The organism is Calidithermus terrae (genome assembly GCF_003574345.1).
GTDB lineage: Bacteria > Deinococcota > Deinococci > Deinococcales > Thermaceae > Calidithermus > Calidithermus chliarophilus.
The window spans coordinates 1-5290 of record NZ_QXDL01000244.1 but is presented as its reverse complement, the minus strand read 5'-3'; the positions used below and the strand labels follow the sequence as shown (position 1 = coordinate 5290).

At 72.2% G+C, this 5290-nt stretch carries 4 protein-coding genes and 1 tRNA gene; 3 read left to right on the top strand and 2 right to left on the bottom strand.

All coding sequences use genetic code 11. The annotated features are described in order from the left end of the window. The coding region (locus tag Mterra_RS18465; RefSeq protein WP_176582553.1) for a HEAT repeat domain-containing protein at positions 1 to 634 on the top strand (634 nt) is incomplete at its 5' end. After that, on the top strand, positions 634 to 2049 hold the full coding sequence (locus Mterra_RS18460) for a glycosyltransferase family 2 protein (RefSeq protein WP_119316476.1): 1416 nt from the start codon (positions 634 to 636) through the stop codon (positions 2047 to 2049). The genes Mterra_RS18465 and Mterra_RS18460, both read left to right, overlap by 1 nt. A 299-nt stretch (positions 2050 to 2348) precedes the next feature. Here the strand turns inward: Mterra_RS18460 and Mterra_RS18455 are convergent. Continuing rightward, positions 2349 to 2440: transfer RNA gene (locus tag Mterra_RS18455), tRNA-Ser, on the bottom strand. Between the two features lie 22 nt (positions 2441 to 2462). After that, the gene (gene tilS, locus Mterra_RS18450; protein WP_119316475.1) at positions 2463 to 4034 is read right to left on the bottom strand and encodes a tRNA lysidine(34) synthetase TilS; all 1572 of its coding nucleotides are present in this window, start codon (positions 4032 to 4034) and stop codon (positions 2463 to 2465) included. Between the two features lie 30 nt (positions 4035 to 4064). On the opposite strand from tilS, the gene truD reads away from it, so the two are divergent. Continuing rightward, the gene (gene truD / locus Mterra_RS18445) at positions 4065 to 5132 is read left to right on the top strand and encodes a tRNA pseudouridine(13) synthase TruD (RefSeq protein WP_119316474.1); all 1068 of its coding nucleotides are present in this window, start codon (positions 4065 to 4067) and stop codon (positions 5130 to 5132) included. Positions 5133 to 5290 lie beyond the last annotated feature (158 nt).

Genomic DNA, 5290 nt, shown 5'->3' with positions numbered 1-5290 from the left:
GGCCGTGCCGCTGGTGCTGCCCTACCTCACCCACCCCGACCCCCTGCTGCGGCTGGTGGCCGCCCGCGCCGCGGCCCGCTCGGCCCCGCCGGAGGCGCTGGGCGGGCTGGCCGAGGCTTTGCTCCACACCGGCCTGCCCCGGGGGGCGTTGCTCGAGGTGCTGCTGCTGCTCGAAGACCGCGCGGCGCCGGTGCTCGAGCGCCTCCTGGAGGCGGGCGGCTCCCGCGAGCTGTGGGCCGCGCTCGAGGCCGCCGGCCGCCTGCGCCTGCTGGCCCTGGCCGGGGCCGTGAGCGGCTTCCTGGCCCACCCCGACCCCGAGCTCAAGGCCGCCGCCCTGCGGGCGTTGCTCCGGCTGGGCTACCCCCCGGACGGCCACGAGGCCGCCGTGCTCGAGGCCCTCGACAGCCCGCAGGAGTTCCTGCGCATCCACGCGGTGCGCCTGCTGCCGCTGCTGAGCCCGGCCTTCGCCGAGGGCGAGCTGTGGAAGCGCCTGGGCGACCCCTCCTTCTACGTGCGGCGCGCCGCCGCCGAGGCCCTGGCCCACGCCCGCCCCGCCCTGCTCGAGCACGCCGCCGCCGAGCACCCCGACCGCTACGGCCGCGACATGGCCGCGCAGGTCCTACGGGAGCGCTGATGCTGGCCGACCTCTACCTCGCTTATCAGGTGCTGGTGCTGGGCTACTTCGCCGTGCTCAACCTGCTGTACGCCGCCTTCTCGCTGGCGGGGCTGAGCATGGTGGCCCGCTACGCCCGCGAGCTCTCCGAGCTGGCCTTGAAGGACCTGCTCGAGCGCGAGGCCTACCTGCCCGTCTCGATCCTGGTGCCCGCCTACAACGAGGAGAAGACCATCGTGGAGTCGGTGCGCTCCTTCTTGGCGCTGCACTTCCCCGAGTTCGAGGTGGTGGTCGTCTGCGACGGCCCCAAGGACCGCACCGTCGAGAAGCTGCGCGAGGCCTACGCGCTGGTGGAAGAGCCCGTGGTCTTCCGCAAGGCCATCGACTGCAAGCCCATCCGCGCCATCTACCGCTCGCTGCGCCACCCCAACCTGGTCGTGCTCGACAAGGACAACGGCGGCAAGGCCGACGCGCTCAACGCCGGGCTCAACCTGGCGCGCTACCCCGTCTTCTGCGCCGTTGACGCCGACAGCCTGCTCGACGGCGACGCGCTGCTGCGGGCGAGCCGCATTTTCCTCGAGGACGACCGCGTGCTGGCGGTGGGGGGCACCATCCGCCCGCTCAACGGGGCCACCGTGCGCGGCAGCGTGGTCGAGGCGCTGCGGCTGCCCAGGGGCTTCCTCGAGCGCATGCAGATCGTGGAGTACGCCCGCGCCTTCTTCAGCGGCCGGGCCGGGTGGAGCGCGATGGACGCCCTGCTCATCATCTCCGGCGCCTTCGGCCTCTTCCGCCGCCAGGCCGTGCTGGCCGTGGGCGGCTACCGCACCGGCACGGTGGGCGAGGACATGGAGCTCGTCGTGCGCCTGCACCGCCGCGCCCGCGAGCAGCGGCAGGACTACCGCATCGTCTACACCCCCGACCCCATCTGCTACACCGAAGTCCCCACCGACTGGCAGACCCTGCGCAAGCAGCGCAACCGCTGGCACCGGGGGTTGTGGGAGGTGCTGTGGGCCCACCGCGCCATGCTCTTCAACCCCCGCTACGGCCGGCTGGGAGTACTGGCGATGCCCTACTTCCTCTTCTTCGAGGCCCTCTCCCCCGTGGTCGAGGTGCTGGGCTACCTCATGCTCCCCGTGGCCTACGCCCTGGGCCTGCTCAACCTCGAGTTCGCCCTGCTCTTCCTGCTCCTGGCCCTGGGCTTCGGCGTGCTGCTCTCCCATCTCGCCGTCGGCATCGAGACCCTGCTGTTCAAGCGCTACCGCAGCCTCTGGGAACGCGCCCTGCTGCTGGGCCTGGGGCTGCTCGAGGTGCTGGGCTACCGCCAACTGCTGGCCTTCGAACGCTTCCTGGCGAGCTTCCAGGTCTGGCGCAAACGCGGCGTCTGGGGCGAGATGACCCGCAAGGGGCTCGAGACGCAGCAAGCCAAAAGGCCGTGAGGGCCGTAGCCAGTCGCTCGTGGCTGGTGACTTGTCGAGGGCCGAGAGTCCAGGGCCGAGGGCCAAGGTGTCATACGTTTTGCGTTTTGCGTTTTGCGTTTTGCGTCTTGCGTCTTGCGTTTTGCGTCTCGCGTACGGCGTACGACGTACGACGTACGACCGGCGTCTGGCGTCTTGCGTACGACGTACGACCCGCGTTGGGCGTTTGTCGTTCGGCGTTGGGCCATCGACTATCGGCATCCCGCCATCCACCCAAAACCCAATCCCCCCGGCAAAACCGGGGGGACTCGCCGCTTCGGTGGCGGAGGGGGAGGGATTCGAACCCTCGATACCCCGCAAGGGATATACCGGTTTTCGAGACCGGCCCATTCAACCGCTCTGGCACCCCTCCAAAACAGGGCCGCCTTACAACTTTAGGGGGCGTTTTCGCGCTCGTCAAGATGCCGCCCCCGCAACCGGGCGAAAAAATCGCGCAGCAGCCTCGAGGCCTCGCGCTCGAGCCATCCCCCCTCCCAGCGCATCGCCGGGCGGACGCCGTGGACGGTGAAGGCCCCGGCCTTGAGGTTCTCGCTGCCGTAGACCACCCGCCCGACCTGGGCCTCCAGCAGCGCGCCGTAGCACATGGGGCAGGGCTCGAGGGTGACGTAGAGGGTGCTCCCGGGCAGCACCTTCTCGCCCTGCCGCTCGACGGCCGCGTTCAGGGCCAGCAGCTCGGCGTGGGCGGTGGCGTTGCGCAGCTCCTCGACCCGGTTGGGGGCTGAGGAGAGCAATTCACCCTCCCGCACCAGCACCGCGCCGACGGGCACCTCGCCCCGGGCCCCGGCTTCCCGGGCGAGCCGCAGGGCTTCGGCCATCCAGCGGCGGTCCTGGGGGGCGGGCTCGAGCCCGCTCACCTCCAGCACCCGCGAGCCCTCGGCCCGCACCGGCCAGACCCGCTTGAGCTCGGGGGGCACGCCCTGCTCGGCCAGGAGCTCCACCAGCCGTTTGCGGCCGAAGGGGCGCTCGAGCCAGTCGCCCGGCTTCGCGGCCCGGAAGCCCGGCGGCAGCGGCACGGCGAGCCCGGGCGGGAGCAGGAACAGGCTGCCCTCGACCCGGCGGGCCAGCCAGCCCTCCGGCAGGCTTTGGGGATGGCCTGCGAGGGCCAGCCCCAGCGCCTCCACCAAGCGGCGCTCGGGGCGCAGCCCCAGGCGCTCCAGGATCTGCCGCAGGGCCCTCGTCCGCAGCACGGGCGGGCTCTTGAGCAGCGGGGCCACCCGGAAGGCCGGGACCGGCCAGCGCGGGTCGGGGAGCAGGCGGGCGGCGGCCTGGGCCTCGAGCGCCTCGTCCTCCTGCTGGCGCAGCAGGGCGAACTCCGCGAGGTGGGCGCTGCCGTGCGGGAAGCGCTCCTCCAGCCTGGGCAGCACCGCGTGGCGCAGGTAGTTGCGCTCGAGGGCGGTGTCCTGGTTGGTGGGGTCCTCGAGCCAGTCTTCCCCCAGCGCGCGCAGGCAGTCGCGCAGCTCCTGGCGGCTGAAGCCCAGCAGGGGCCGCAGCACCCTCCCCTGGCGCTGGCGGATGCCCGTGGCCCGCCCGCTGCCCCGCGCCAGTTGCCACAGCAGCGTCTCGGCCTGGTCGTCCTGGGTGTGGGCGGTGAGGACGGCGGCGGCGCGGTGCTTCCTGGCGACGCGGGCGAAGAAGGCGTAGCGCAGCTCGCGGGCGGTGGCCTCGAGGTTGGCCCGCTTGCGCCGCGCGACCTCGGCCACCTCCACGCGCTCGACCTCGCAGGCCATCCCCAGCCGCCCGGCCAGCGCCGCGACCCAGGCGGCCTCCCGCCCCGACTCCGGGCGCAGGGCGTGGTCGAGGTGGGCCACCACCACCCGCCGCCCCAGCGCGTGCAGCAGGTGCAGCAGCGCCACCGAGTCGCCCCCGCCCGAGACCGCCGCCACCAGCAGGGCGTCGGGGGGGAGGGGCTCGAGCTCCTGGCGCAGGCGTTGGGTCAGCGCGTCCATCCCTGGGCCTCAGGCTATACGATTGGGCGAATGAGCGTAGAGCTGCGCTTCGACTTCGACCGTTACCCCTACCTCACCGAGGGCCTGCCGGGCCTCGAGGGGCGCATCCGCGTGGAGAACGCCGACTTCCAGGTGACCGAGGTGCCCGCCTACCTCCCCAGCGGCGAGGGGGAGCACTTCTACTTCTTCCTCGAGAAACAGGGCCTCACCACCCGCGCCGTCTTCGAGTTCCTGCGCGACGAGCTGCGCATCAACGAGGCCGCCATCGGGGTGGCGGGGCTCAAGGACAAGCACGCCCTCACCCGCCAGTGGTTCAGCGTGCCCCTGCGGGCCGCCGAGCGCCTGAGCGGGCTGGAGAGCCTGCCGGGGGTGCGGGTGCTCGAGACCGGCGTCCACGGCAACAAGCTGCGGGTCGGCCACCTCAAGGGCAACCGCTTCCGCATCCTCGTGCGCACCGGCGCCCCGCCCGACCTCCAGACCGCCCGGACCGTGCTGGAGCGGCTCGAGCGCCACGGCGTGCCCAACTACTACGGCCCCCAGCGCTTCGGCATCGGCGGGCAGAACCCCCTGCGCGGCTACGAGCTCGTCACCACCGGCAAGGGCCGGGGCAACCCCTGGCTCAAGCGCTTCCTCATCGGCAGCCTGCAAAGCCTCCTGTTCAACGACTGGCTGGGCGAGCGCCTGCGCGCGGGCCTCTTCGACCGGGTGATCCAGGGCGACGTAGCCAAGAAGCACGACACCGGCGGGGAGTTCGTGGTGCAGGACCCCGAGGCCGAGAACCCCCGCGCCCAGCGCTTCGAGATCAGCGCCACCGGCCCGCTTTACGGCAAGAAGTACCGCGAGGCCGAGGGCGAAGCCCGCGCCCTCGAGGACCGCGTCCTCTCCCGCTACGCCCTCAGCCGCGAGCAGTTCGCCGCCCGCAAGGGCGACCGCCGCTGGATCCGCTTCCCTTTGCAGGAGTGGGCCCTCGAGCCCGCCCCCGAAGGGCTATGGCTCAGCTTCTTCCTCCCCAAGGGGGCCTACGCCACCACGGTGCTGCGCGAGGTGATGAAGCGCAACCCGGAGAACGCCGAGGAAGGCGAGGAGCTGGAGGAGTAGGGCGCGGAGGACAGCGCTTGTGGCTGTCAGCTTTCAGCGATCAGCCGTCAGCGGTAAGCGAAAGGCTCGTGGCGTATGGCTACCCCTCCCTCCCCGCCCGCGGGGAGGGTTTATCCCCCCCTGCCCCCCTTGCTAAGGGGGGCAGGGGGGGATAAACC

What these genes read in the sequence shown, in the direction of transcription:
- tilS (WP_119316475.1), bottom strand. Translation starts at nt 4,034, where the DNA reads ATGGACGCGCTGACCCAACGCCTGCGCCAGGAGCTCGAGCCCCTCCCC.
- truD (WP_119316474.1), top strand. Translation starts at nt 4,065, where the DNA reads ATGAGCGTAGAGCTGCGCTTCGACTTCGACCGTTACCCCTACCTCACC.
- Mterra_RS18460 (WP_119316476.1), top strand. Translation starts at nt 634, where the DNA reads ATGCTGGCCGACCTCTACCTCGCTTATCAGGTGCTGGTGCTGGGCTAC.